Origin of the sequence: Janthinobacterium sp. EB271-G4-3-2 (assembly GCF_020858035.1) — a bacterium.
GTDB classification, from domain to species: domain Bacteria; phylum Pseudomonadota; class Gammaproteobacteria; order Burkholderiales; family Burkholderiaceae_D; genus Janthinobacterium; species Janthinobacterium aestuarii.
The window spans coordinates 516649-541752 of the sequence record NZ_JACYMG010000001.1; the positions used below are offsets into that span (position 1 = coordinate 516649).

The 25104-nt window shown below is 59.9% G+C and carries 20 protein-coding genes; 11 read left to right on the forward strand and 9 right to left on the reverse strand.

Annotated features, from left to right (window positions below):
- Nucleotides 1-75: 75 nt before the first annotated feature.
- The 3 genes from IGS55_RS02155 to IGS55_RS02165 all read left to right on the forward strand — a co-directional run bounded on the left by IGS55_RS02155 (nucleotide 76) and on the right by IGS55_RS02165 (nucleotide 2768).
- The gene (locus IGS55_RS02155) at nucleotides 76-1044 is read left to right on the forward strand and encodes an IS1595 family transposase (protein ID WP_230537132.1); all 969 of its coding nucleotides are present in this window, start codon (nucleotides 76-78) and stop codon (nucleotides 1042-1044) included.
- Between the two features lie 56 nt (nucleotides 1045-1100).
- A complete protein-coding gene (locus tag IGS55_RS02160; RefSeq protein WP_230515777.1) occupies nucleotides 1101-1601 on the forward strand; it encodes a MarR family winged helix-turn-helix transcriptional regulator in 501 nt (166 codons plus the stop codon).
- Between the two features lie 72 nt (nucleotides 1602-1673).
- Nucleotides 1674-2768 (forward strand): S41 family peptidase, encoded by a 1095-nt coding sequence (locus IGS55_RS02165; RefSeq protein WP_230515778.1) that lies wholly within the window; start codon nucleotides 1674-1676, stop codon nucleotides 2766-2768.
- A 180-nt stretch (nucleotides 2769-2948) separates the two neighbouring features.
- Here IGS55_RS02165 and IGS55_RS02170 read toward each other — a convergent pair whose 3' ends face one another.
- A complete protein-coding gene (locus IGS55_RS02170; RefSeq protein ID WP_230515779.1) occupies nucleotides 2949-4574 on the reverse strand; it encodes a tetratricopeptide repeat-containing response regulator in 1626 nt (541 codons plus the stop codon).
- Between the two features lie 352 nt (nucleotides 4575-4926).
- Between IGS55_RS02170 and IGS55_RS02175 the strand changes: the two genes are divergently transcribed.
- Together IGS55_RS02175 and purL are read left to right on the forward strand one after the other, a co-directional pair.
- Nucleotides 4927-5991, forward strand: coding sequence for a GGDEF domain-containing protein (locus tag IGS55_RS02175; RefSeq protein WP_230515780.1), 1065 nt, complete (start codon nucleotides 4927-4929; stop codon nucleotides 5989-5991).
- A gap of 193 nt (nucleotides 5992-6184) precedes the next feature.
- Nucleotides 6185-10234 carry a phosphoribosylformylglycinamidine synthase gene (gene purL / locus IGS55_RS02180; RefSeq protein WP_230515781.1) on the forward strand — a complete coding sequence of 1350 codons (4050 nt, stop codon included), beginning with the start codon at nucleotides 6185-6187 and terminating at the stop codon, nucleotides 10232-10234.
- A 136-nt stretch (nucleotides 10235-10370) separates the two neighbouring features.
- On the opposite strand, the gene IGS55_RS02185 is transcribed toward purL, so the two are convergent.
- On the reverse strand, nucleotides 10371-12782 hold the full coding sequence (locus tag IGS55_RS02185) for a P-loop NTPase fold protein (protein ID WP_230515782.1): 2412 nt from the start codon (nucleotides 12780-12782) through the stop codon (nucleotides 10371-10373).
- Between the two features lie 123 nt (nucleotides 12783-12905).
- Nucleotides 12906-13493, reverse strand: coding sequence for a lipid II flippase family protein (locus IGS55_RS02190; protein ID WP_268991823.1), 588 nt, complete (start codon nucleotides 13491-13493; stop codon nucleotides 12906-12908).
- Between the two features lie 362 nt (nucleotides 13494-13855).
- On the opposite strand from IGS55_RS02190, the gene IGS55_RS02195 reads away from it, so the two are divergent.
- Nucleotides 13856-14311, forward strand: coding sequence for a tellurite resistance TerB family protein (locus tag IGS55_RS02195; RefSeq protein ID WP_035818589.1), 456 nt, complete (start codon nucleotides 13856-13858; stop codon nucleotides 14309-14311).
- A gap of 32 nt (nucleotides 14312-14343) precedes the next feature.
- Here IGS55_RS02195 and IGS55_RS02200 read toward each other — a convergent pair whose 3' ends face one another.
- From IGS55_RS02200 to IGS55_RS02220, 5 genes are all read right to left on the reverse strand, one after another.
- A complete protein-coding gene (locus IGS55_RS02200) occupies nucleotides 14344-14868 on the reverse strand; it encodes a hypothetical protein (protein ID WP_230515783.1) in 525 nt (174 codons plus the stop codon).
- Between the two features lie 95 nt (nucleotides 14869-14963).
- Nucleotides 14964-15407: a hypothetical protein gene (locus IGS55_RS02205; RefSeq protein WP_230515784.1), complete on the reverse strand. Its 444-nt coding sequence runs from the start codon at nucleotides 15405-15407 to the stop codon at nucleotides 14964-14966.
- On the reverse strand, nucleotides 15404-15823 hold the full coding sequence (locus tag IGS55_RS02210; protein ID WP_230515785.1) for a hypothetical protein: 420 nt from the start codon (nucleotides 15821-15823) through the stop codon (nucleotides 15404-15406). The genes IGS55_RS02205 and IGS55_RS02210 overlap by 4 nt, the downstream gene beginning before the upstream one ends.
- A gap of 51 nt (nucleotides 15824-15874) precedes the next feature.
- A complete protein-coding gene (locus IGS55_RS02215; RefSeq protein ID WP_230515786.1) occupies nucleotides 15875-16324 on the reverse strand; it encodes a hypothetical protein in 450 nt (149 codons plus the stop codon).
- 185 nt (nucleotides 16325-16509) lie between these two features.
- The gene (locus IGS55_RS02220) at nucleotides 16510-17244 is read right to left on the reverse strand and encodes a helix-turn-helix transcriptional regulator (RefSeq protein ID WP_230515787.1); all 735 of its coding nucleotides are present in this window, start codon (nucleotides 17242-17244) and stop codon (nucleotides 16510-16512) included.
- A gap of 276 nt (nucleotides 17245-17520) precedes the next feature.
- Here IGS55_RS02220 and IGS55_RS02225 point away from each other — a divergent pair, with 276 nt between their 5' ends.
- The 5 genes from IGS55_RS02225 to IGS55_RS02245 all read left to right on the forward strand — a co-directional run bounded on the left by IGS55_RS02225 (nucleotide 17521) and on the right by IGS55_RS02245 (nucleotide 23998).
- Nucleotides 17521-18204 (forward strand): vWA domain-containing protein, encoded by a 684-nt coding sequence (locus IGS55_RS02225; protein ID WP_230515788.1) that lies wholly within the window; start codon nucleotides 17521-17523, stop codon nucleotides 18202-18204.
- A gap of 3 nt (nucleotides 18205-18207) precedes the next feature.
- Nucleotides 18208-18975, forward strand: a complete 768-nt coding sequence (locus tag IGS55_RS02230; RefSeq protein WP_230515789.1) for a PP2C family serine/threonine-protein phosphatase — start codon at nucleotides 18208-18210, stop codon at nucleotides 18973-18975.
- 74 nt (nucleotides 18976-19049) lie between these two features.
- The gene (locus IGS55_RS02235) at nucleotides 19050-21293 is read left to right on the forward strand and encodes a hypothetical protein (RefSeq protein ID WP_230515790.1); all 2244 of its coding nucleotides are present in this window, start codon (nucleotides 19050-19052) and stop codon (nucleotides 21291-21293) included.
- 9 nt (nucleotides 21294-21302) lie between these two features.
- Nucleotides 21303-22649, forward strand: coding sequence for a toxin-antitoxin system YwqK family antitoxin (locus IGS55_RS02240; protein ID WP_230515791.1), 1347 nt, complete (start codon nucleotides 21303-21305; stop codon nucleotides 22647-22649).
- Nucleotides 22634-23998, forward strand: coding sequence for a toxin-antitoxin system YwqK family antitoxin (locus IGS55_RS02245; RefSeq protein WP_230515792.1), 1365 nt, complete (start codon nucleotides 22634-22636; stop codon nucleotides 23996-23998). Before IGS55_RS02240 ends, IGS55_RS02245 begins: the two co-directional genes overlap by 16 nt.
- A 480-nt stretch (nucleotides 23999-24478) precedes the next feature.
- On the opposite strand, the gene IGS55_RS02250 is transcribed toward IGS55_RS02245, so the two are convergent.
- Entirely contained in the window at nucleotides 24479-25042 is a 564-nt protein-coding gene (locus IGS55_RS02250) for a hypothetical protein (RefSeq protein WP_230515793.1), read from the reverse strand.
- Between the last annotated feature and the right edge of the window lie 62 nt (nucleotides 25043-25104).

Consider the following 25104-nt stretch of genomic DNA (forward strand, 5'->3'; position numbering starts at 1 on the left):
AAATAGGGGAAATGCCGGAATCTTCCCTTGGCCGTGCTGTCTGACTCTGCATATCAATCACGCAGGGAGCAGATCATGCGGCCAGCCGAATGGATCAGCTTTATCGCGCAGTTTGCTCACCTGAGCAGACGCCAGCGGCAAGCAGGCATTGCCCTGCTGCATGGCAACGCGCCACACGACGCGATCGTCGCGCTGCTGGAAAGTGTGGCGCAGCCGCGATTGGCCTGTCCCGCCTGCCACTCGGCGCACCTGCACCGGCATGGCCATGCGCACGGTCTGCAGCGCTACCGTTGCGTGCCGTGCGGGCGCACCTTCAATGCGCTCACCGGCACGCCGCTGGCGCGCTTGCGCCATAAATCGCTGTGGCTCGATTACGCCGATTGTCTGCTGGCATCGGATTCCGTGCGCAAGGCCGCGTCACAGCTGGGTGTGCACCGCAACACCACGTTTCGCTGGCGTCACCGGTTTTTATCGCTGGCCAAGACGGACCGGCCGCATGGCCTGCATGGCATTGCCGAAGCGGACGAACTGTATGTACTGGAATCGGAAAAGGGATCCAGAAACATGACGCGTCCGCCCCGCCGCCGGGGCGGCCATGCCCATAAACGCGGCATATCGAACGAACACGTCTGCATCCTGGTGGCGCGCGACCGCACGGGACAGACCCTCGATTTCGTCACGGGCAAAGGAGCGCTGACCAAGGCGCAGCTGCGCCATTGTTTATTGCCCATGATCGACAAGGATGTCTTGCTGGTCACCGACGGCCATCGCGCCTACCGCGCCTTCGCCCGTGAAGCAGGGGTTAGCCACCAGGCCGTCAACTTGCGCGCCGGCATCCGCGTGCGGGGCGCCGCCCACGTGCAGAACGTCAACGCCTATCACAGCCGCTTGCGGGATTGGCTACGGCCGTTTCATGGCGTGGCCACGCGCTACCTGCCGAACTACCTGGGATGGCGCTGGATACTCGACGCCAGGCGCATCCGTTCACCGGAAACGTTATTGAAAGCAACGCTGGGCGCATTCCCACATCTGATGGTGACATAGCCATAGTTTTCAAATATTTATATAAGCTCTTATATAAATAGTGCTACGATGGTTGCATGAAACCAGGACTGGGCACGCAGTTAAGACATCTCATCGAACTGCTCGACGGCGCGGTCGAGCAGGCCTACGTGGAAGCGGGGCTCGATTACCGGCCGCGCTACACGCCGGTGATGCGGGTGCTGGCCGAGCAGCCGAGCGCGACCATTGGGGAGCTGGCTGCCCTGGGCGGCCTCACGCAGCCCGCCGCGACCCAGACAGTGGCTTTGATGGTGAAGAAGGGCCTGCTGACGGTAGCCGCCGGCGGCGAAGACGGCAGGCAGCGCGTGGTGCGCCTCAGCGCCGCTGGCGCAGCGCTGCTGCCGCGCCTGCGGTTGTGCTGGCAGGCAACCAAATCCGCGGCCGACAGCCTCGATGCGGAACTGGCGTTTCCCTTGTCCGACTGCCTCGCACAGGCGATCGCCGTACTCGAGACGCGTTCCTTCGGCGCGCGCATCCGCGATGGCAGGCTGCGCCTGGATGCCCGCTCTGACGCAGGCACGACAACACCTGACGAGTAACCCGAATGATGCAGCCTTGCGCACTTTTTCACACAACGATCAAATGCTTCGTAGTCCAACTTGGAGGAATGTATGTCAGGTAGAAAGAAGTTTGTCGCGGCAGTCGTATTGGGCACGCTGTTGTCGTTGCACGCCTTTGCGGCGGAGGATACCGCCTTGAACGCGGCCGATCGCACGGCGATCGTGCAGACACTCGCAGTGAAAATGAACGCGAATTACATCGAGCCAGCGGTGGCCGAACGGGTCGGCATTGCGATCGCCAGGAAGAATGCCGAAGGAGGCTATGCGACCGCCGCCAGCGTGAAGGCCTTCAGTGCGGCACTCGCGAAGGACTTGCGGGAATTGAGCGGTGACTTGCATTTCGGCGCCGCGTTTTACGAAGGTCTTCGTGAGCGCAGCGGTGCCGACGAACTGCCCAGCCGCGCCAAGATTGACGAATGGCGCGACCAGACCGCGCGGCGCGGCTATGACATCGAGAAGATCGAACGCCTTCCCGGCAACGTCGGCTATATCGAGCTGCGCGGTTTCGGCGGTCCGGAATTCGTCGCCGCGGCGTACACGGCGGCGATGTCGCTCATGGCGGGGACGGATGCGCTGATCCTCGACCTGCGCCGCAACGGTGGCGGCAGCCCGGCCAGCGTGGCTTACCTGATGAGTCATTTCTTCCCGTTCGGCGACGAGCGTCACCTGATCGACATGTACGATCGCCCGACCAATACGACGCGTCAGTTCTGGACCGTGAAGACGGTCGCACAGCGGTACGACAAGCCCGTGTACGTGCTGACCTCGGCCCGCACGTTTTCCGGCGGCGAGGATTTCTCCTATGGCATCCAGGCGCAGAAGCGCGGGACGGTGGTGGGAGAAACCACCGGCGGCGGTTCCAATCCCGTGAGCTGGTACAACGTGGGGCGGGACATCATTGTCGCGATCCCGACCGCGCGCACGACCAATGTCGTCACCAAAACCAATTGGGAGCACGTCGGCGTGAAACCGGACATCGCCGTGCCGGCGGCGCAGGCGCTGCAGACGGCGCATGTCGCCATCCTGCGCAACCTGGTGTCATCGGCCAAGGAGGGCAACGAGCGCAAGGAACTGCAGCGCGTGCTGGCGATGGCGGAGAAAGGGGAGTCCGAGAAGCCGGTCTACACGCTCAGGGGCGAGCGTTAATATCGCGGAGCTGATCAAGTTTCTGGCGGTACCGATGGTGCGCAGGTCGGATTGGCGGCGGCACGCCGCGTAATCCGACACTACGGAGCCAACAATGGTGTCGGATTACGCTCCGCTAATCCGACCTGTGTGACTGATCGGAAATGGGCGGCGCAGCAGGTTTGCAGTGCGTCCCTCAGCTCAGGTCGCAATACCATACTTGTGCTGCGTCGCCTCGTACTGCTGCTTGAGCGACTCCAGCTTCGGATGCCTGGGGTCGATCTTGCGGATCACCTGCATCTGGTGCTGCGCCTGTTCGGCCAGCGGGGCTTCCCAGCCCAGCATGTTGAGCTGGCGCAGGATGGCGTCGACGGAGGCGAACAGCACGGGCAGGTTGCCCGGGGTTTTGCGCAAGGCCTGGCGCAGCACGAATACGGCTCCCTTGAGCTCTCCGCTTTCCGCCTTGCTGGCAGCCTCCTGCATCAGTTCCTGCACCTGGTTCGTGATCTGCTGGCCCATGCCTTGCGCCAGGTCGTGGCGGCCCGCCTTTTCAAAGACGTCCACGGCCGCTTCCATCGTCACGTCGCTGTCCGCTTCGTTGACGAGCTTCATCATGACGTCGGACGCGGCCTGTTCCAGGTTGTTTTTCAGGCAGCTTTGCACGAGGCCCACCTTGAGCTGCGTCGACAGGCCGCGCGCCTCGTCCAGGGCGGCGGCGGCCAGCTGCAGCTCGGTGGCGGCGGCGATGTCGTTGCCCGACAATTCATGCAGCATGGCGGCCGAGATGGCGCGGCACGCTTCCACGTTGGCGCCGCCGCGCAGCGAGCGCTCCATGTCGCGCAGCACGCCGCTGGCCTGCGGCGCGTCGCCTTTCTTGACCAGCGTTTTCACCAGGTTGACGTGGTCTTCCGGGTCGCGGAATTCCGAGTATTTTGCCTTCGTCACCACCTGCTTGTAGGCCCGTTCGGCCGCGCCGATGTCGCCCGTGTCGAAGGCGATGCCGCCCAGGTGGCGCAGCCGGCGCACCATGTGCGGCGAGATGGCCACCGCGTCCTCGAGGATTTTCTTCGCCTGCAGCTGCTGGCCCATGGCTTCATGGTTTTGCGCCAGCAGGTCGTAGGCGGCCATGAAGCGGGGATAGACCTCCACCAGCTCCAGCAGCGCATCCTGCGCTTCCTCGTGGCGCTGCTGTTCGAACAGGGTGCGCGCCAGTCCCAGGTGGGCCCAGGCCATGGGGCGCGTGGCCAGCATGTCGGCGTACAGCTGTTCCGCTTCCTTCCATTCGTCCAGGGCGATGTGCAGCTCGGCGCGCAGGCGGGCGAAATCGGCCGCCAGGCGCGGGTGCTGCAGTTCGGCCGCGCGGCAGCTTTTCACGGCTTCGCGCAAGTCGCCCTTGTCGATCAACTGATACGTGGGCAAGAAAATGGCGCGCCGCTCGATGGCGCGCGCGATGCGTCCGCTGAGCACGTCGACGGTGAACGGTTTCAATATGTAGTCGGACGGGGTCAGTTCGGCCGCGCTGATCACCTTGCTGTGGATGGCTTCCGAGGTCAGCATGATGAAGATCGTCCACAGGCCGATCAGCTTATGGTGGCGCAAGTCTTCCAGCAATTGCTGGCCGTCCTGGCCGTCCGTGCCGCTGCCAAGATCGTATTCGCACAGGATGATGTCGAACGGTTTTTTGGTCAGCAAGCGGATGGCCGTGCCGGCATTGACGGCATATTCCACCTTGGTGATGGCCGCCTGGTTCAGCATATTGTGCAGATTGCCCCGCATGCTGGGGTTCGGGTCGACGATCAGGACAGATAAGTCGCTAGTTTCTGGCATTGTTCAGCTCTCGTTCATCTGTTCGGTCATTTACGGGAACTCTTCTTATATATATGTCTCGGCCTGGCGGTATTATTTCTTATCAGCATACTGCAAAGCTGGCCGGCACTGCCAGCAAAATGCGTGCAATCGGGTGCAGGGCAGGGTGTAGGGCGCATCCGGTGGCGCGCAGCGTTGTATTTCATGGCGCCGTTGTGCTGTGCGCCAGTGCCGGTGCCGCAAATTCCAGCACATAGTTGACTAGCATGATAGTATCCTAATTACAACTAATGTTGGATGCCGCACAAGCTTGCGGCCAGGCATGCGCAAGGCTGTACCGGGCGCTTTTCTTCTTTCTGGTGTCGATACCCGTATGCGTGTTCCTGATCTTTCCTCCCTGCGGCGCGTTGCCGTTCCCCTCGCATTTGGCGGCAACAGCGAACAGCAGCATACCTATTTTGCGGAATTGCACCGGGTCGGCATGGTCACGCAAGCGTTGGGCGTCATCGCTTTCAGCCTGACGTGGCTGCTGATGCCGCCCGCTTACCACCCGAACCTCACGCATGCCGTGCTGGCGCTGCTGGGCATGCTGATCAGCCTGGTCGTGCGCTACCGCTGTACCACCTTGCCCGTGCTGACCGTCACGGGTGCCTGCGCCGTGCTGGCCCTGACTTTTGGCTTGCGTACCATGGCCGACGCCGTCCATCACGCCAGCTTCTGGGTCTTGCCGGTGGGCGTCTTCATGACCCTGGCCATCGCCTCCATCTTCAATGGCGGCCTCAGCTATCTGGCCGTGGTGGCCGGCGTGTGGTGGAACGTGGGCCATGGCCTGTATCCCGTCAACGCGGGCTTGCCCGACCAATCCTGGGTGCCCTTGATGATCGCCGTCAGTGTGCTGTTCGGGCTGGCGCTCAATGTCAGCTTCAGTTTATTACGCTTGCGCAACTATCACTCCAAGGTGGAATTGACGCGGCTGGCCTTCCAGGACAGCCTGACGGGCCTGAACAACCGCCGCATGTTCACGCAGCGCGCCCAGCAGATGCATGGCGGAACTCATGGCGGCAAGCTGCATTTCCTGATGATCGACATTGACAATTTCAAGATCATCAACGACCAGCAGGGCCACGATGCGGGCGACGCGGTGCTCGTGCGTACGGCCGCCGTCATCGCGGACAAGGCCCAGGGACATTTGTGCGGCCGCCTGGGCGGCGAGGAATTCGGCATCGTCTACGCGGGCGACCGGGAAGACGCGCGCGCCTTTGCCGGCGCCCTGGTCGAGGCCGTCAGCCAGGCTTTCCTGGCTGCACAGTTTGTGTCGATCAGCGTGGGCGTGGCCGAGCTGGACCGGAGCAAGGAGCTGGGCCATAGCTACCGGCTGGCCGACGAGGCCCTGTACCTGGCCAAGCGGCAAGGCAAGAACCGCTATGTGATCGCCTGATGACCGGCTGAGGGTGTTGCTGCAGTGTCAAAAACTGCCGCTGTGAGGGGCAAAACGGTGGCAAAGGGCCAAGTTCCGGTCATAAGGCAGGGGTAAAACGGGTATAATGCGCGCAAAGGAAATTTGCCGTACGAAAGATATTGTCATACCTACCTTTAACCCGCAGCCACGCTGCATCAACCACCTTCCAATCATGTTGATACTGCCGGGTTCCAATGCCCTGTCCGTTTTCCGTAGCCACCGTCTGTTAAGCCAACTGCAAGCCGTCTCGCCTGCGATTGTTGCCGTACAAGCACGCTATGTCCATTTCATCGATGCCAGCGCGCCTCTCACCGACGACGACAGCACGCGCCTTGGCGCCTTGCTGACGTACGGCGAGCCGGCCCAGGCTGACAATACGGAAGGCGCTGCCGAAGAATTCTTCGTCATCCCCCGTTTCGGCACGATTTCGCCGTGGGCTTCGAAAGCCACCGACATCGCGCACAACTGCGGCATGGCGCACATCAAGCGCGTCGAACGCGGCATCGCTTTCCGCATCAACCTGAAATCGGGCATCCTGGGCAGCGCCATCGGCGCCGGCAAATTGACGGACGAGCAGGTACAGGCCGTGGCCGACCTGCTGCACGACCGCATGACGGAATCCGTGCTGCGCAGCGCAGACGACGCCAAGGACCTGTTCCGCACCCTGGAAGCGCGCCCGCTCGAATCGATCGACTTGCTGGGGCAGGGCAAGGCCGCGCTGGAAACGGCGAACACGGAACTGGGCCTGGCGATGTCGGAAGACGAAATCGACTACCTGGACGCCGCCTTCACCAAGGCCGGCCGCAACCCGACGGACGTGGAACTGATGATGTTCGCGCAGGCGAACAGCGAGCATTGCCGCCATAAGATATTCAACGCCGACTGGACGATCGACGGCGTGGCGCAACCGAAGTCGCTGTTCGGCATGATCAAGAACACGCACGAACTGCAGCCGAAGGGCACCGTCGTCGCTTACAGCGACAACTCGTCCATCATGGAAGGCGCCACGGTCTCGCGCTTCTACCCGCGCGGTGCGAACCACGAATACGCGGCGTCGACGGAACTGACGCACACCCTGATGAAGGTGGAAACGCATAACCACCCGACGGCCATCTCTCCTTTCCCTGGCGCCTCCACGGGCGCGGGCGGCGAGATCCGCGACGAAGGCGCAACGGGCCGCGGCGCCAAGCCGAAGGCTGGCCTGACGGGTTTCACCGTGTCGAATCTGTCGCTGCCGGACGCCGTGCGCAGCTGGGAAACGGCCGCTTCCGTGACGGCGCCGCTGGCGGGCCGTACCGAGGCGGAGCAATACGGCAAGCCGGAACGCATCGCGTCGCCGCTGCAAATCATGATCGAAGGCCCATTGGGCGGCGCCGCGTTCTCGAACGAATTCGGCCGTCCGGTCCTGGGCGGCTACTTCCGCACGTATGAACAGAACGTCGGCGCAAAGGAAGCGGGTACTGCGGATGCCGTGTTCGGTTACCACAAGCCGATCATGATCGCCGGCGGCATCGGCAATATCTCGGCGCAGCACACGCACAAGAACGACATCCCCGTCGGCAGCCTGCTGGTGCAGCTGGGCGGCCCCGGCATGCGCATCGGCATGGGCGGCAGCGCCGCTTCGTCGATGACCACCGGCAGCAACACGGCCGACCTGGACTTCGATTCCGTTCAGCGCGGTAACCCTGAAATGGAACGCCGCGCCCAGGAAGTCATCAACGCCTGCTGGCAAATGGGGCTTGATAATCCGATCATCTCGATCCACGACGTGGGTGCGGGCGGCTTGTCGAACGCGTTCCCGGAAATCACCAACGACGCCAAGCGCGGCGCGATTTTCGACCTGCGCAAAGTGCCGCTGGAAGAGTCGGGCATGGCGCCGAAGGAAATCTGGAGCAATGAGTCGCAGGAACGCTACGTTCTCGCCATCGCGCCGGAAAGCCTGCCGCTGTTTAAAGCCATGTGCGAACGCGAACGCTGCCTGTTCGCCGCCGTGGGCGTGGCCACCGAAGAGCGTCAACTCAAATTGATCGACCCGGAACTGGGCAACGAACCGGTCGACATGCCGATGGACGTCTTGCTGGGCAAGCCGCCGAAGATGCAGCGCGACGTGGTCCACGTGGCCAACGATTTCCCTGCCATCGACCTGACGGGCATGGACTTGAAGGACGTGGCGCAAAAAGTGCTGCTGCTGCCGACCGTGGCCGACAAATCCTTCCTGATCACCATCGGCGACCGCAGCGTGGGCGGCATGACGGTGCGCGACCAGATGGTAGGGCCATGGCAAGTGCCGGTGGCCGATTGCGCCGTCACCACCATGAGCTTCGAGGGCTACCTGGGCGAAGCGATGGCCATGGGCGAACGCACGCCGCTGGCCGTCATCGACGCCGCCGCCTCGGGCCGCATGGCCGTGGGCGAAGCCGTCACCAACATCGCCGCCGCGGCCATCAGCGATATCAGCGACATCAAGCTGTCCGCCAACTGGATGGCCGCCTGCGGCCAGCCTGGCCAGGACGCGGCCCTGTACGACACGGTGAAAGCCGTCGGCATGGAACTGTGCCCGGCGCTGGGCATCAGCATCCCCGTCGGCAAGGATTCGCTGTCGATGCGCACGACGTGGAAAGACGAGGGCACGGGCGCGGCGAAATCCGTCACGTCGCCGGTGTCGCTGATCGTTTCCTCGTTCGCGCCAGTGACGGACGTGCGCAAGTCGCTCACGCCGCAACTGAAAACGGACCAGGGCGACACGTCCCTGATCCTGATCGACCTCGGTCGCGGCAAGAATCGCCTGGGCGCCTCGGCGCTGGCGCAGGTCATGGGCCAGCTGGGTAATTCCACGCCGGACGTCGACAGCGCGGAAGACCTGAAAGGCTTCTTCGCCGCCATCCAGAAGCTGAACAGCGACGACAAGCTGCTGGCCTACCATGACCGTTCGGACGGCGGCCTGTACGCCACGCTGACGGAAATGGCCTTCGCCGGCCACACGGGCATGTCCGTCAACCTGGACATGCTGACCATGGAAGGCGAGCATTCGAGCGACTGGGGCGACGCCAAGAATTGGACGGGCCAGGTGGCGGAACGCCGCAACGAACTGACGCTGCGCGCCTTGTTCAGCGAAGAGCTGGGCGCCGTGATCCAGGTGCGCGCGGAAGAAAAATCGTTGGTGATGGACGTGCTGCGCACCTTCAATCTGGGCGCCTGCAGCCATATCATCGGCAAATTGAACGACCGCGACGTGATCGAATTCACGCGCGACGCCAAGCTGATTTACACCCAGCCGCGCGCGGAGCTGCACCGCCTGTGGAGCGAAACGAGCTGGCGCATCGCCCGCCTGCGCGACAATCCGGCCTGCGCGGACGCCGAATACGACCGCCTGCTGGACGTGCAAGACCCGGGCATGTCGCCGATCGTCACCTTCGACCAGAACGACAACATCGCCGCGCCATTCATCGCCACCGGCGTGCGTCCCCGTGTCGCCATCCTGCGCGAGCAGGGCGTCAACTCGCATATCGAGACAGCCTACGTGATGCACCAGGCAGGTTTTACGGCCGTCGACGTGCACATGAGCGACCTGATTGCGGGCCGCGTGAAACTGGACGACTTCCAGGGCGTTATCGCCGTGGGCGGCTTCTCGTACGGCGACGTACTGGGCGCGGGCGAAGGCTGGGCGAAGACGATTCTGTTCAACGCCAGCCTGGCGGAACAGTTCGCCCGCTTCTTCAACCGCACGGACAGCTTCGGCCTCGGCATCTGCAACGGCTGCCAGATGATGAGCAATCTGAAATCCATCATCCCCGGCGCCCACGCCTGGCCGAAATTCACGCGCAACAAGTCGGAGAAATTCGAAGGCCGTTTTGCCATGGTTGAAGTGATGGACTCCCCATCGATCTTCTTCAACGGCATGGCCGGCACCCAGGCCGGCATCGCCATCGCCCACGGCGAAGGCTACGCCGACTTCTCGCAAACGGGCGACATCACCCAGGTCACGAAAGCCATGCGCTTCGTCGACAACAAGGGCGCCGCCACCGAAGCCTACCCGTACAACCCGAACGGCTCGCCGGAAGGCATCACCTCCGTCACTACGCCAGACGGCCGCTTCACCGTGCTGATGCCGCACGCGGAGCGCGTGTTCCGGTCAGTCCAGCAGTCGTATCACCCTGAAGCATGGGGCGAGGATTCGCCATGGATGCGCATGTTCAGGAATGCGCGGAAGTTTGTGGGGTAATTAGTTCGCTTTCAGCGCGGCGTCTTGGTTCAAGGCGCTGTTATTGGGATGGAAATGAGAAAGCCGCTGTCGGGAGACAGCGGCTTTTGTTTTTTTATTCGTTCTTGTGGTAATAGTTATTTATGAATTTATCTTATTAAGAGAGTTCGCTTATAATGCTGTTTATCTTTGCAATATTTTCTTTTTCGAATACTTCGCGAGTGAATATTTTGGGAAATTTAATCCAGATACTGTGAAAAAGTAACGCTACGTCTGAATTTTTTAAGTCTCCCGAACTAATATCTTCAATATCCCAAATGAAAAATTTTGTCATTAAATATTTTTCCAGTATCGAATTCGATAAGTTGGAGTATTTTTTGTTGTTTTCACTGAGTTCTAAAAGAAAGGCAAGGATAGGTAATAAATCACTTTTTCTAGAGGAAGTGTCTTGCATCATTCTGTCACCTAACGACTCAATTGCGCTCTCCATTTCTACATCTTCTTTTCTTATTAGATAGTTTAAAATGAAAATCACCTCGAATGCTTCAAGCGTATCGCTGCCACGAGTAATCCACAAGTAGAGCTCTTTATTATTGAAGCTTGTGGTGAATTTATCAAAATCTATCTCATTTTTTAATTTTCTGGAACGAACATATAGTTTTATCCATTCGCTTTCAGTCGCTGGAATTAGGAATCTCGGCATATGTGATTCGTTGAAGTATTTAATCAAGTATTCGTTTGATAAAAACTCCGAGGCAATTCTCATCAGGTTAAATATTTGCTTATTTTCGATTGTTATTTTATTTATTACAAACCAGTCTGTAGTTCTTTTGATGCAGGATATTAATTCCCTATTAATTTCTTTGTTGTCGCCAATTTTTATTAGTGACTCAATAGCTGCAATGGAATTCTTTTCTGTGATAGGCCATAGTTTTATTTTTGAAATTAAGTAACCTAGCGAATTTTCTATTTGCAGTTTCGTTTGATTGCTACCCTTTGTAATGTTGCTATTTAATATTGAGAATATTGAATTTATGAAATCATTGTTGTTTTGTTCGGAAATTATATTGAATTCGTTGCGTATCTCCAATGCGAATATTTCAGGAAAGCCAATTTGTAGATAGTTGTTTTTTAAAAGTTCCCCGCTACTATCTTGTAGTGATATTTTTATTTTTTCTCTAAATAAAATTTGCCTTGCTATTTCTTTCTCTACATTGAAAAATAAAACTGAAATTGAATTGCTTATCTCTTCGCCAAGACTTTGTCGGTTATTTACTGACGGCACTTCTCCTGAAACCATTTTGGTAAGCAATGAATTTGATTTATATTTCTCGCGCAATATTATATAGAGAGCTTTATGTGATATTGGAATTTCTGGCCATTGCAGATCGACCGCCACAATGCTATTGACGAAGGTTAGTAGTCTTCGTGGACTCGGTGGAGTTATTTCTGCAGCCATTTCTTTGGCGAACAGTATAAATATTTCATGTTTTTCTACGAAGTCAATTTTTACACCAAATGCCGCATCCAAAAGATAGGATAAGTGATTTTTCCAAGCAGATAATGTTAGCGGAGGGACATAAAATTTAACTTGAAATAATTTTTCCAGAAAATTCTCATCTAAAGTTGGTTCCTCATCGCCATCTTTAATTTTCAATTTCTCTTTTGAGTAGGGGATAATCACCCATAATTTCTTGAGCCAAACTTCTTTGCTAAATTCGGAATTTGCAATAAAAGACCTTAATACTGCCCATATTTCTTTTAATTCGTCGCTGTCAGCCCTATCGAGATTGTCAAGTATTATTACTATCTTCCTTTTTTTGTATCGAAGTCCTATTTCCAAAAGTTTCTTGAAGTTATCCTGAAATTCGATTGATGTTGGTTCCTTTTCTCCTGTAATTTCTGCCGATTCTATTGTTTCCGTTTTCTTTAAAAAAATGTTCCATATTTCCTCATTGCTTTCTTTTTTCATCTTCGTCCAAATTAATGAAATTATTATGAGAAAGAATGGGGCTGTTGTTAGAAGTATTCCTAAATTTAATGCTAGACTATCAAGGCTCCATGATTTTATTGTCGTTTCCCTCGCTCCAACTGAAATAAGTGAAAAGCCTAATGGTAACAGGAGAATTGAAATCAAGAATGTTTTTAATAAATATGAGAATTTAGATGTACTTTTTTTTGTTACTTCTCGCAAATTTCCTGATAATTTATTTTTTAAAGTAATCCAAAAATTAAGATTGACAAAATTTTCTTCATCTTCACTCATTGTCAACCATCCTAAATTTAATAAGTGGTTGATTAATGATTCTAGGAAAACTCGCCGAAGAGGTTCGCCTTGATGAACCCATGTGTCAAAATTAAATACGGTGGTCTTAGTAAGGCCTGAGTACCTTGAGGAAAATATTTCCACAATAGTGGACTTTCCAGAACCCCAATCTCCCTCCAGTCCAATAGTTTTTCCTCCTTCCTGATTCTCTATAATTTCATGTAACGCATCAGAAATTTTTTCATGAGTTGTGAATTTATCATTATTGCTCGGTGAGTCGCTTAATATTTCAGAAATCTTCATCTGTTTTATTTGAAATTAATTAAAACTCTATTGTTGGATTATTTTATTTTGTGCTGCGAAGTCTATTTTTTAAACTTTAATTTATTTCCATCCTAGTAAAAGAGCTGAACTTTAATAGTTTATTTATGCTGGCGCAGTGCGCACCAGCCACACCACCGCGCACCGGAATTGCGATTCTTCGATCTTGCCTTCGATGACGTCATCCGTCATGCCCGACACCACGTGCCGATGAAGACGGCCATCATGATGGTGGTGCCGCCGTTGATGAACGATGACAGGGTGCTGGAGGTGACGCGCACGCTGGGGTTCAGTACCCCGGCGTACAGTGCGGCGGTGTAAGGTGGACAAAGATGCGCCCACTGTCCACAGGGCCGTGGCGATGACGATGGAGACGGAGACGCCGGATTTTTCGCGCAGGCCAGTGGCGTTGGCAGGCTTGGGCAGGCTGGCGGAGGTCCTGAGGTAGGGCAAGCCGCCCTTGAAGACGGCGTGCAGCAGCAGTTTGGTCACGGAGCGGTGCACTTGAAAATGTTCGACGGCGAGGCAGGAGGCGCGTTGGAAGGAATTCAAGGGACGCGATAGCAGCATCAGAATGCTGGACAGGGCGAGCCGCTGCGTGCGGCTGCCGGCGATGCGCCCCGAGCAGGCCAAGGTGCCGATGAGGTGGATGATGAACGTCAGTGCGCAAATCAGCAGCAATTGCTTGTCCATCACAACCTTGCAGTATGGAAAATGTAATTCCATGCTGCCATGAAATTATTTATTTTTCAACTGCAAATAAGGCAATTTTCAAGTTAATTCGTTTTCGTCGTGTTTTGTGTGTTTGTATGCTGACGGCAGTTTTTCACCCCAAGGCAGAAACTGGGGTCAGACCCTACAGGGGTAATGTCCCCCAATGGGGGGCATTACGATCACGAAGTGACTGACCCCGGCTTTTTGCCTGTGGGTGAGGTCAATACCGCTGGCTCACTTAAGCTTATCCCTTGCTTGTATTTCAAGCTTGCACCCTCAACTATCCCTGGTGGCGGCAAGACTTGCCGCTCGATATGAATCAACCAACCCGGAGGTACACCATGAGTTTCGATTCCTTTCTGTCCAAACTGAAGACCAAGGCCAGCGAACTGAAAACCGAGGCACTGAAGTACAAGAACAAGGATTTCCTCAACGCCGCGATGGCGGGATCGGCCCTGATCGCCATGGCCGACGGCAGCGTCAGCGCGGAAGAGAAGCAGAAGATGGTGAAGTTTATTGAAAGCAATGACGCGCTGTCGGTGTTTACCACCACGGACGTGATCAAGGCTTTCCAGGATTATGTCGGCCAGCTGGAATTCGACAAGGATATCGGCGAAGCCAAGGCGTATCAGGCGCTGGGCAAGATGAAGTCGAATGTCGAGGCGTCGCGCCTGCTGGTGCGCATGATCATCGCCGTCGCTTCGTCGGACGGCAATTTCGACGCCAACGAGCAGCGCGTGGCCAGCAAGATCGCGCGCGAACTGGGTTTGAATCCCGGCGAGTTCGAGTTGCAGTAACTTTCAAGCCAGCCGGCCACGGCTGGCCAGACTTAACTCTTGTCCCACCACGGCGGCGTGCCCGACGACCAGGGGCACGCCATTTGCACTTCGCTGATCCTGTAACGGATCTCGATCACCTGGCCGGGGCTGAAGGGACCGCGTTTCCAGTCGCCGGAATCAAAGACGTAGCCTTTGCCCTTGACGCAAAGACTGGTCGGATTGTTGCCGATGGGGCCGGTCGAGTGCAGGGTCACGCGCACTTCGCCGTTGGCGTCCAGCGGGGCGTCGCCGCCCATGAAGAGTGGATCCGAGCCGATGTCGCAGACAGTGGTGCTGCCTATCTTGCTGCAGTGCTTGATATACGTTTGCTGGCGCGCCTGGGCCAGGTAATCGTCATGCCGCATCGGCTTGCCATCGTCATAGGTAAAGCGCAGGACGACTTGCGTGGGCTCGCTGGGCGGATGGCGCGTGGTGCTGGTGCAGGCGGCGCCGGCCAGGGCCAGCAAGGGCCAGGCCAGCAGGCGCAGGCCGCCGCGCAGCACGGTGAGTATCGGATTACTGCGAGGTGTCTGCATTGCGCTCCATGGGCCGTTGCCATTCGTTTAAGGAATTTGGCGGCGATGATAGCACGCGATGGCGGCGCCTATGCCTGCCGCGCCTGTACGCCGCCTCAACGCGACGCCAGGCCGATGTGCTGCACGTGGGAAGGCACGATGCCGCCGCTCGACACCTTCTGCGACGGCACCACCATGACCAGTTCGCCATCCACGCTGCCGTCATCGTTGTGGTTGATGCGTACTTTCAGCTGGCGGTCCAGCGCGACGAAGGCGTTGCGGTCGGTGGCGACGATGCGGTGCTCTTCCTGCTTGCCGATACGCGCATACTTGACGGCGCCAGCGAGGCGCAGTTCCAGGGTGTCGCCGTTCGACAGCTCATAGGTGCCGACGAATTTCTTGAAATCCTGGCGCATCATGTAGCGCGGATGTTCGGGCACATCGATGCGCAGCGCGTTGCCGGGCACGGTGACGGTATGCTCCGGCGGCAGGGTTTGCGCGGTGGTTGCCGTGCTGGCGGCGGCGAGGCACAGCAGTGTGCCCAGGATGATGGTTTTCATGTTGTTGTCCTCGTTGGTTGATGGCTTCTGGCGCATGGCGCCTGCCATCCGCCCTGATTCAATTCCTGCAGCACTTGCTTGCACAGCACCCCATAGCCGACGCCCGTGCCGCGCTTGTGTGCGGCCAAGTCAAATCTGGCGCTGATGTCGTCCCAGGCCACGCTGCCGGGCAAGGGGCGCAAGTTCTCGTCCAGGTCCATCTCGAAATGAATGAAGCGGCCGTCTGCGCTCAGCAGCTTGCCGTACACGGCGGGCATGCCGGGCCAGGCCAGTTGCAGCTCGAGCATGAGGGCCGTGCCCAGCGCCACGCCATGGCTGGCCGCGCACTGCCGCAAGGCGTCGGGCAAGGGGCGGGCGCGCCACCAGGCCGCCGTCTGTCTGATGGCGGCCAGGGTCAGCGCGTTTTGCTGTTGCACAGAATACTGTCTGCTCATGGCTGCCACCCTTGCGGAAGGCGGCTTGCCGCGTCAACGCGATGCCAGGCCCATGCTTTGCACGTGGGCCGGCACGATGTCGCCGCTGGCCAGTTTTTCGGCCGGCATCCGCATCAGCACTTCGCCGCCCACGCTGCCATCGTCGCGCAAGTCGATGCGCATGGCCAGCTGCCGGTCCAGCGCCACGAAGCTGTTGCTGCCGCTGGCGACGATGCGGTGTTCTTCCTGGTTGTCGATACGCGCATACATGATGGCGCCGATGCTGCTTGCATTGCGCAGGTGGAGCACCTGGCCGTTCGACAGCTCATAGCCGCCGCGGAACGGGGCAAACCTTTCCGCAGTCATGAAATGTTTGTGTGCCGGCACTTCGATCGTCTGCAGGCGTCCGCCTGGAACGACGACGGTCTGGCTGTCGGGAAGCGATTGTGCATTTGCCAGCAGGGCGCAGATGCCCAGAGTGCCGGCCAGGATCCATGTTTTCATTTTTTTACCCATCCTTGAACTTTGGCGCCGTCCGCTGCCGGCGCGGCGATATTGTTGTCGATACCTGGGAAACCGAAGCGGCCGTCCGCACGCGCCGTGGTGACACTGACAAGGTGCGGGCGACCGGTCTTGCCAGTGTAGACAGGCAAGTTGTCCTGCACATCATCCGATCGGATGAGGCAGCCTCATGCGTCGAGGACGGCCAGGTGCGCCGTGGCGCCGTGGATCAGCGCGATCAGCTCGCCCTGGCGCCGCGTGTCCGTTTTCAGATAGGTATGGTGCAGATGCGTCTTGACGGTGTTGACGCTGATGCCGCTGCGCGCGGCGATTTCCTCGATGGTGGCGCCTTGCGCCAGTTCCTTGCCCACCAGCGCTTCGGCTTGCGTCAAGTCGAACAGCTGGCGCAAGGCGGGGACGGACGTGCTCGCCTGTGCAGGATCGCGCGCAATCAGCAGCGCACATGGGGGCTGGCAGGCGGCGAGCAGGGTGACAGTCAGGGCCAGCGGCGTTTGCTGCTTGCGCGCCAGGCGCAGCGACTGGCATTGCGGCGTGCCGCCGGCGCCAGCGATGACGAGGCGCACGGCGCGCATGAGGGCGGGCGGCGCAGCGTGCGCCAGTTGCGCCGCATGCAGGGCGTGGCCGGCGGGCGTGGCGAAGCGCAGCCCGAGATCCGCGTCGAGCACCAGTACGGCAGCGCCCATGGCGTCGAGCGCCGCCAGCGCGCAGCGGCTGGCCAGTTGTGCCTCGCGCAGGCGCTGCTGCAAGCACAGGGCGCGTTGCAGATGCGGCAAAAGTTCCTGCCATTGCTGGCTGTTCAGGGCGGCGCTGTCGAGCTGCGGCCAGTCGTCCGTGCCGCAAGCCGTCTCGTACAAGGCGGCGATCAGTTTGCCCACATCCGCGTTTACTGTAGCTGTGCCCATGCTTGTCCCCATAACCTGATTAGATCAGCGTGCCGCAGGCGTGCAGGTGCGGAACTGGGTAAGGGCGGTGTTGCGCAGCGATCCACCCCGCCTTTGTGAGGAGGGGCTGGCCGTGCCATCTGGCCTGGGCAACTATCAAGATAGTACAAAGATATCAGTGCTGCAATGGTTTGCAATAATATGGTGGGATAGTGTTCTGTAGGAAACTTGCACAGGCAAAACACGTCGATGATGTAAGATTCGCACTATGACCGATTTCACATTTACCGATTGCCCATGAGTTCAATAATGATCCCCGACGTCGCCCTCGTCGACAACACCGAACAACGCACGCCATTGGTGCTCGTGCTCGACTGCTCCGGCAGCATGGATGGCGAGCCCGTCGCGCTGCTGAACGAAGGCCTGGCCTTGCTGGAACAGGAACTCAAGTCCGATGTGATCGCCGCCAAGCGCGTGCGCATCCTCGTGATTCAATATGGCGCCCACGATGAAGCCGTGGTGGCCAGCAACTGGTGCGACGCCATGGATTTCACGGCGCCCCGGCTGGAAGCGAACGGCACCACGCCGACCGGCGCGGCCGTCGAACTGGCGCTGGCCGAGATCGAGCAGGAAAAGCAGCGCTTCCGCCAGGCGGGCGTGGCGTACACGCGGCCGTGGCTGTTTCTGATGTCGGACGGCGAGCCGACGGACCGCTGGCAGCATGGCGCCGAACAGGCGCGCGCGGCCGAGCAGGCCAATAAGGTGGCGATCTTCCCCATCGCCGTGGGCGACAACGCGAATACCGATACCCTGGGGCAGTTTTCCAGCCGTGGCGAGCGGGGCGTGAAGCAGCTGAAAGGCTTGCAGTTCCGCGAACTGTTCCTGTGGCTGAGCGCCAGCATGCAGGTGGTGTCGCAATCGCGTCCCGGCGCGCAGGCCCAGCTGGCCTCGACGGACGGCTGGTCTGTCGTGAGCACCTGATCGATGGCAGCAGTGCAAGCAACACAGGATTGCTGGCGCACGTTCGGCGCCTCCGTCACGGGCAAGGCGCATCTGGATAAAGGCATCCCTTGCCAGGATGCGCATGCGCATGCCGTCGTGAACGGCGTGCTGGTGGCCGTCGTTTGCGATGGCGCCGGTTCGGCCCGGCTCAGCGAGCAGGGCGCGCAGTTTGTCGCAACGCACACCGTGCAGGCGCTGGCCGGGCGGCTGGAGCAGGGCGCCACCGTGCAGGATTTATACGACGGCGCGCTGGCCGGCGCCCTGGCGCAAATCCGCGCCGCGCTGGACGACATCGCCCGTGCCGCCAGCGCCACCCTCGATGACTACGCTGCCACCGTCGTCGGCGTGGTCATGGGGCAAGATACCGGCTTCTTCTTCCACTTGGGCGATGGCTTGGGCGTGGCGCAACTGCTTGATGGCGGCGAACTGATCTCGCTGCCCGCCAACGGCGAATACGCCAACGAAACGTACTTTATCAGCGGCGCGCGCTGGCGCGAACAGCTGCGCCTGCTGCCGATACCCCAGTCCGTGCGCGGCGTGGTGCTGATGTCCGACGGCTGCATGCCCTTTGCCATGGGCAAGAACAACGCTGCCCTGTACGCGCCGTTCATGGATGCCGTGCAAGGCTATCTGCGCGCGGTCGAGAGCATCGAACTGGGCAATACGGCACTGGCATCCACCCTGGCCGACCCGCGCACGCACCAGATCACCGGCGACGACAAGACCCTGTTGCTGGCCTTGCGCGCATGAGCCGGAAGCAGGGAGTCACACCGGGCCTGAGTCCGGGCGGAAAAATTTGGCTCGATACAGTCCGCAGCCTGGTCTTGGGTAAACTCGTCAAGAGCGGCGGTGCGGGCAGCGTGTATCTGCTGCCGGGCGCGCCCGCGCAGGTTGCCAAGCTGTACCACCCGCATCTGGACCGGACCGCCAACCGGCGCAAGCTCGAAGCGATGCTGGAACTGACGCCCGAGCTGCCCGACCAATTGGAAAACGGCAAGCGCTACGTGCAGATCGCCTGGCCGCAAGCGGCCGTGTTCGATGGCCAGGGCGGCTTCGCCGGTTTCGTCATGCCCCTGCTGGACATGGCGCAGACGGCCGAGCTGGAACAAATCATGCAGGAGCGGCAAGCGCGCGCGGCGGGCTTGCCCACGGGACTCGGTCCCAAGCTGACCCTGGCCGCCAACCTGGCCGCCGTCATCGATGCGCTGCACCAGCAGCGGCATTACGTGGTCGATCTGAAACCCGTAAACCTGCGCTTTTACCGCGATTCGCTGTACATCGCCATGCTCGATTGCGATGGTTTCAGCATTCAGGGTCATGCGGAGCGTTTTCCTGCCGAACAATTCACGGCCGACTACCTGGCGCCGGAATTCCAGCGCAAGGGCATGCCGGCGGGCACGGAAATGGCGCAAGACCGCTTTGCGCTGGCCGTCGTCATCTTCCAGCTGCTCAACTTTGGCATCCACCCGTACAGCGGGCGGCCCGCCAATGCGCAGGTGGCGACAGATATTCCCGGCCGCATCCGCGACGGCTGCTATGCGTATGGCGTCAAACGCCACAAGCAGCTGGCGCCGAACGCGACCAGCGGCCACGCGCTGATGCCGCCCGAGTTGCGCGCCATGTTCGACCGTGCCTTTTCGCCTTCACCGAAGCCTCAGCGGCCCTCGGCGGCCGACTGGGCGCAGTTGCTGCGCGGCTATGCGCAGCGCAGCGGCGGCAAGCTCGTCGTGTGTACCGCGAATGCCGAGCACCAGCATTTTGCGGGGCTCGGCTGCGCGGCCTGCGCGCGCGACAAGGTCATCGCCGCCGCCGGGCAGGCTTCGGCGCAAGCTTCGGCCCAGGCCCGGCAGGCGGCGCCGCAGCGCCCGCGTAGCTTGCCTGGCAACGCCGCGCCGGCGCCGGCCGCGCAAGGACAGTCCGCCGTGTCGGACACGGGCTGGGTGGTCATCATCATCGTGATCGTGCTGTTCGTGATCGGCTTTGCGCTCTGGACCGCCGTACCGGACGATGCGGAAGAGAAGACCGGGCAGCAAGCCACGACGGTGCCCCTGTCCGGGGTGGAACAGCTGGACTGGCATGCGCGCAAGCCCGGTGCATTGCAGCAGTCGGACGTGCGCCGCGCCGTGCGCAGCCTGTCGCAAGCCATGGGCAAGGGCGACGATGCCGCCGTCGTGCGGGGCCTGCAGCTGCTGTACCGCAGCGAGCGGGAAAAATCGTCGGGCTACAGCGGCGACCTGGCGCGCACGCGCCTGCGCACCTCGATGATGGAGAGCATGGGTTGGCTGCCCGGCTACCAGTCCAGCCTGTCCGATACCTACCTCGATTTGCTGCAAGCCAATCCGCGCGACCACCTGGCCGCGGCGGCGCTGGCCCGCACGCACCTGAGCCTGAACGAGCCGCAAGCGGCGCGCCAATACTTCGAGCAAGCCGTGTGGGCCCGCCCGACCGATGGCGTGGCCTGGCTCGGCATCGCCGCCACGGCGCTGCTGCGCGGCGGCGGGGGCGAGCAGGATGCGGCCAACCTGGTGGCGCTGGCGCAAGTGACGGCGCAGCGCCATGCGGCGCAGAATGCCATGCCGGCCGAAGAAGGCGAAGCGGTCGACAACGGCGTCGAGCGCACGGCCAGCCGGATGGAACGCGCGGCCAATATGCTGCGCCTGGTGCAGCCGGGCGCCTATCCGAAACGCTGGGACAAGGCGCTGGCCGACGGCGCCGTGCTGGCAAAGAAGCTGGCAGCCTTGCCGGCGCCGCCAGACCAGGGCGCCAGCGTGCAGCGCGACACGATGGCCTCCGTCGCCTACCAGGTGCTCAATGCCGCGCAGGCCAGCGGCGAAAGCCGTTTGACCCTGTCCATCGCTGCCGATGGCAGCCTGACCGCCGCGCGGGCAGAGCAATTTATGGAGCCCATGCTCAACAAGGTCATCCTGGATAGCCTGAAGAGCTGGACTTTCAACCCGTCCGTGAAAAATGGACAATTCCAGGACGCCAAGGTGAACGTGCTGGTGCGCTACCGCGATGGGCGTGCCAGTTTCGTGCCTGCCGACGCGCCCGCCACGGCGGAAAATTAAAGGAATAGCATGAAAATCAAGACCCTATGCGCACTGCTGGGCGCATCCTTGCTGTACCCAGGCATGGCGCAGGCGGACATCGTGCAGCGCCAGGTGCTGGCCAGCATGGCCAGCGAACCCGATAGCGAAGGCGGCGACGTGTTCACTATCGCGGGCACGACGGCCTGCGGCGGCAAGCAGATCCGCATGGATGCGCGTTCAGTGAACCTGGACGAGGCGCCGTACGATGCGTTGAAGGCCCAGCTTGCCGAGCGCATGCGCGCCAGGACGCCCATGCTCGTCACCCTGAAAAAATGCCCCGAGGATGCAAGCGTGCCCATCGTGCGCCAGATCTCCGCCTGCATGCCGGCCACCTGCGCCGATGGCCGGGCGCGGCTGTACCTGCACGAGCGCTTCTTCCCCATCGAGCAGGAAAAGGCGCCGAATGTGCTGCTGCTACCTCTGCCAAAAGGCAAGCAGCCTGGCACGTGGAAGGTCGATATTTACAGCGTCGCCGACCACAAGCTGCGCCTGTCCGGCCAGGTCAACCGCGCCGATTATGCACAGGGTGAGCTGGTGGGCGGCTATGTCACGTATTACCCGAATGGCAAGGTCGAGAAACAGGTGGCGCAGGATGGGCAGGGCCGCCAGCATGGCATCGGCAGCAAGTATTTTCCCGATGGCACGCTGGAGCTGCGTGGTGACTGGCGCCATGGCATGCCCGAGGGAGAACACCAGCGCTATCACGCGACGGGCAAGCTGAGCGAAACGAGCATCTACCGCGACGGCAAGCAGCTCGACGGGCCAGTGCAGACGTTCGATGAAAATGGCAAGTTGAGTAGCAGCTACACTTTGCGCGGCGGCAAGATGGAAGGCGAGATGCTCACGTATTTCCCGGATGGAAAAATCTCCAGCCGCTCGGAAATGCACGATGGCAAGTCCAATGGCGTGACGACGCATTACTACCCCGATGGCGCCGTGCACGCCAGGATGACGCAGGTCGACGATTTACCGGTCGGGGAAGCGCTGGAGTTCTATCCCGACGGCAAGGTGCAAAGCCGCCAGCGGTACGGCGACAAGGGCGGGCTGCTGAGCCTGCAGCGCTACAGTCCGCAGGGTGTGCTGGTGCTGGAACGACGCTGGGATGCGCAATGGCGCGAGCAGGGCACATCGCGCTCGTGGTACGAAAATGGCAAGCCCGAGCAATCGATCGAGTATGTGAACGACCGGCGCGACGGCTGGAGCCGCAGCTGGCACGAGGATGGCAGCCTGAAAAGTGAATGCCAGTATGTGGCCGGCAAGGCCCAGGGCGGCTGCGGCGAGGCGCCGCCGGCGCCGGAACTGCAGCGCAAGGAGCAGGCATGGCGCGCCTTGTGAAGCATGTGCTGCTTGCAACGCTGCTGTGGCCGGCGCTGGTCCACGCCGAGATCGAACAGCGGCAAGTGGTCAGCGCGATCAAGGCCGAGGCCGGCAAGGGCGGCGGCGATGTACTGACACTGGCCAGTGACAACGGTTGCGGCGGGCGCCAGGTGCGCATGGATGCCTTGTCCGTGCATCTTGACGCAGCGCAATACGCGGCCATGAAGCAGCAGCTGGCGCCGTTGATACGCGAGGCGACGCCCTTGCTGATGCGCATCAGATCGTGTCCGGCACCCGGTGCAGCGCTCGCCATGCCCGAAGTCAGCAAGCTGGGCGGCTGCGAGCCGCAAGCGTGTGCGGACGGCAAGGCGCGCCTGTATTTGAATCACCATCTGTCGCGCGGCGAAGTGAAGGAACATGCGCGCTATGCGCTGGTCGTTCCGCTACCGCCCGGAAAGACGCCGGGCACCTGGCAAGTCGAGATCTATCACGTGCGCGAAGGCGAGCCGAAGCGGCTGACGGGCCAGGTCGACGCCCCCGATTACCTGCGCGGCAAGCTGGTGGGCAACTACAGCATGTATTACCCGCATGGTCAGCTGGAAATGCTGGTGGAGCAGGACGGGCGCGGCGTGCAGGAAGGCGTGCAGACCCGCTATTACCCGGACGGCCAGGTTTCCATGCGCGGCAGCTGGCGCAATGGCGTGCAAGAAGGCGAAGAGCAGACTTATCACCAGAGTGGCAAGCTGATCGAGTCGCGAACCTACCGCAACGGCGCCCGCGCCGATGGTGTGGTGGAAACGTTCGATGAAAACGGCAAGCTTCGCACGCGCATGACGCGGGTCAAGGGCGAGACGGACGGTGAGTTGCTGCTGTTCTATCCCGATGGCACCGTGGAAAGCCGCAGCCAGTATGTGAATGGCATCATGACGGGCCCCAGCACCGGCTATTTTCCGGATGGCAAGGTACGCAGCACGGTAAGCTATGTGGACGGCAAGCCCGCCGGCGACAGCGTCGAATATTATCCGGACGGCAAGGTCGCCAGCAAGCGCACGCACAGCGGTCATTACGTGCTGCGCAGCGAACAGCGCTTCAGCCGGGCCGGCGTATTGCTCTTGGACAAACGGTGGAACGCGGGCGGGCGCGAGGAGGGCGCCTTGCGCTCGTGGTATGCGGATGCCAAGCCGCGCCAGCTGATCGAATACGTCGATGGCGAGCGCCAGGGCTGGACGCGGCACTGGCACGAAGATGGCAGTATGGAAAGCGAATGCCGCTATGTGGCGGACGAGCCGCAGGGGGAGTGTACGGGCGCGTCCGCCAAGTTTTCCTATACGGAAGATGGCATCGAGCCGCTGGTGCCGGAACCGTGATCCGGGAAAGTCATCGCCGTTCGATCACGGATGCATGGCCAGCCTTTTTGCCAGGCGTGTACAGGTTAATGCAGGGATACCGGATGGTGGATGGCATCCACGATTCGTCCGGTCGCGGCACCGTGCCGGTGGCGTCAAACACTGTTGCCAGCCCGGACTGAACCGTGGCGCATGGCTACTTGCGCCGAGCAGGGCCCTTTGTGGTCGGCTGCTTTTGCCCTATTGTGTTGAAAATGTCGAGCGGCAACCATTTCGGGATGTCTCAAATCTCCAAGCAGTCGGTGATCGTTCAATCGCGGCGGTTCTGGCCAGTCCAGGCTGGCAGGAATTCTATCTACAGGTCAACGTACCCGCGTTTTTCAACACAATAGGCCGGTTGCTGTCGTTGACAGCTCCCGCCCCATAGCAGACAGTCGGGGTAGGTCTCACGCTCGAGTCGAGCAGCACGTTGCTTTACTGTGTGGAAGATGCGGTTAAGTATCACTTACTCCCAGTGACGAGAAAAAGCTGCCATATAAAGGTTGCAGCACACGCGCCGAAGAAGAATACGCACAGCAGGCCAGTTATCCATTCGTCGAAGAACAAAGCCATAGCGCCGCCAGCGAACACGAATAAGCAAGAAATAATCAGGAATATCCAGAGTACTGGGCGGCCGATTGATTGGGAGTGCGCTGCCATGGCTATGCGCCGTTGCATTGGTGTTGGACGAAGCGGCTTTTCGGTCTTTGGCAGGCCAATGGAGAACAACCAGAATAGAACGTAATTAAAGGATGCAAAGGCCACAGCAAAGGTGACAAGATTCGGCATTGTTACAGTAATAAGAGGTATGAACCAGAGCGCGCTGAGGGCCAGACCGTAGAACGCGAGTTGAATCCAAGCTCGAGAAGCACGCTGCTGCGCCGACAACAAATAGCATGGGCCGCTAGCACCCCATGGTCGAAAGATATACCGCCCGTCCGGTAGTTGGGGTGAAAAGGTGCGGGCGACAAATTCTAAAATGGTCATAGGTGCGCAATGGTAGAAAAAAACTTTGAGAAATTTCAAGGTACATCAACGTCCGCTCCTGGCCGAAAGCGGAACTTCCCGAGAGCATGTCTACCTCGGCC

Coding starts and splice junctions, on each gene's coding strand:
- IGS55_RS02195 (WP_035818589.1), top strand. CDS start 13,856: ATGAGTTTCGATTCCTTTCTGTCCAAACTGAAGACCAAGGCCAGCGAA.
- IGS55_RS02185 (WP_230515782.1), bottom strand. CDS start 12,782: ATGAAGATTTCTGAAATATTAAGCGACTCACCGAGCAATAATGATAAA.
- IGS55_RS02225 (WP_230515788.1), top strand. CDS start 17,521: ATGAGTTCAATAATGATCCCCGACGTCGCCCTCGTCGACAACACCGAA.
- IGS55_RS02215 (WP_230515786.1), bottom strand. CDS start 16,324: ATGAAAACATGGATCCTGGCCGGCACTCTGGGCATCTGCGCCCTGCTG.
- IGS55_RS02170 (WP_230515779.1), bottom strand. CDS start 4,574: ATGCCAGAAACTAGCGACTTATCTGTCCTGATCGTCGACCCGAACCCC.
- IGS55_RS02165 (WP_230515778.1), top strand. CDS start 1,674: ATGTCAGGTAGAAAGAAGTTTGTCGCGGCAGTCGTATTGGGCACGCTG.
- IGS55_RS02230 (WP_230515789.1), top strand. CDS start 18,208: ATGGCAGCAGTGCAAGCAACACAGGATTGCTGGCGCACGTTCGGCGCC.
- IGS55_RS02155 (WP_230537132.1), top strand. CDS start 76: ATGCGGCCAGCCGAATGGATCAGCTTTATCGCGCAGTTTGCTCACCTG.
- IGS55_RS02220 (WP_230515787.1), bottom strand. CDS start 17,244: ATGGGCACAGCTACAGTAAACGCGGATGTGGGCAAACTGATCGCCGCC.
- IGS55_RS02205 (WP_230515784.1), bottom strand. CDS start 15,407: ATGAAAACCATCATCCTGGGCACACTGCTGTGCCTCGCCGCCGCCAGC.
- IGS55_RS02190 (WP_268991823.1), bottom strand. CDS start 13,493: ATGGACAAGCAATTGCTGCTGATTTGCGCACTGACGTTCATCATCCAC.
- IGS55_RS02240 (WP_230515791.1), top strand. CDS start 21,303: ATGAAAATCAAGACCCTATGCGCACTGCTGGGCGCATCCTTGCTGTAC.
- IGS55_RS02175 (WP_230515780.1), top strand. CDS start 4,927: ATGCGTGTTCCTGATCTTTCCTCCCTGCGGCGCGTTGCCGTTCCCCTC.
- IGS55_RS02200 (WP_230515783.1), bottom strand. CDS start 14,868: ATGCAGACACCTCGCAGTAATCCGATACTCACCGTGCTGCGCGGCGGC.
- IGS55_RS02160 (WP_230515777.1), top strand. CDS start 1,101: ATGAAACCAGGACTGGGCACGCAGTTAAGACATCTCATCGAACTGCTC.
- IGS55_RS02245 (WP_230515792.1), top strand. CDS start 22,634: ATGGCGCGCCTTGTGAAGCATGTGCTGCTTGCAACGCTGCTGTGGCCG.
- purL (WP_230515781.1), top strand. CDS start 6,185: ATGTTGATACTGCCGGGTTCCAATGCCCTGTCCGTTTTCCGTAGCCAC.